The organism is Oleiphilus sp. HI0067 (assembly GCF_001635735.1).
In genome coordinates this window covers 1-708 of record NZ_LWFI01000764.1, presented here as the reverse complement: position 1 = coordinate 708, position 708 = coordinate 1, and the positions used below count along the sequence as shown (strand labels likewise).

Annotated in this window: 1 protein-coding gene; it reads left to right on the top strand. The window is 40.5% G+C overall.

The window, feature by feature from the left end:
• Positions 1-284: 284 nt before the first annotated feature.
• The coding region (locus tag A3739_RS08400) for an SIMPL domain-containing protein (RefSeq protein ID WP_156502478.1) at positions 285-708 on the top strand (424 nt) is incomplete at its 3' end.

Sequence of the window (708 nt, the reverse complement as noted above, 5' to 3'; positions counted from 1 at the left end):
TAAGTCACCATCGCAAACTTTATAAATACGAATCTGGTTTATATTTTCATTCGGTGCTATTTGCCTGATCAGGTTTTCAAACATCGCGCCATAGCTGTCGAACTCTTCACGTAACTCTGGTGCGATTTCGTCGCAATCTAAGATTCCTAATACCACTTAAACTCTCTCTGCCTTACCAAAATTTACTGATAGAAACCCAAGCTAGGTCTCAATACTAAATTGATGTTACCTACTAACTTCCCTAGTCTAAACTTATCGCATCATTGAAAGAGGAATATAAAATCATGTCCACCACAATTCGCGAAGTCTTACTTCAATCTCGTCTACTCATCGCGGCTATTTTACTAGCACTTATATCCATCACAGCCCAAGCGAGCGACGATAATGTTATTAGCGTTTCTGCTACTGGCAAAGTGAATGTCACGCCAGACATCGCTAAGTTTGTCTTACTCGTTGAAAAAACAGCTCCCATCGCATCAAAAGCAAAACAGCTTACAAATGATTCCGTTAGTCAGCTTCTCAGTAACTTTAAACGATACAACATCGATAAAGACACTATCGATAGCGGCCAAATTAGCGTATCACCTACCTATAACTATGATGACGGCAAACAAAGTTTGACGGGTTATCGAGTGGTCCGCACGGTACTCTTTGAGCTCAATAACTTGAACCAGTTTGAATCCATTCTTAACGACATCACCGAGTCAG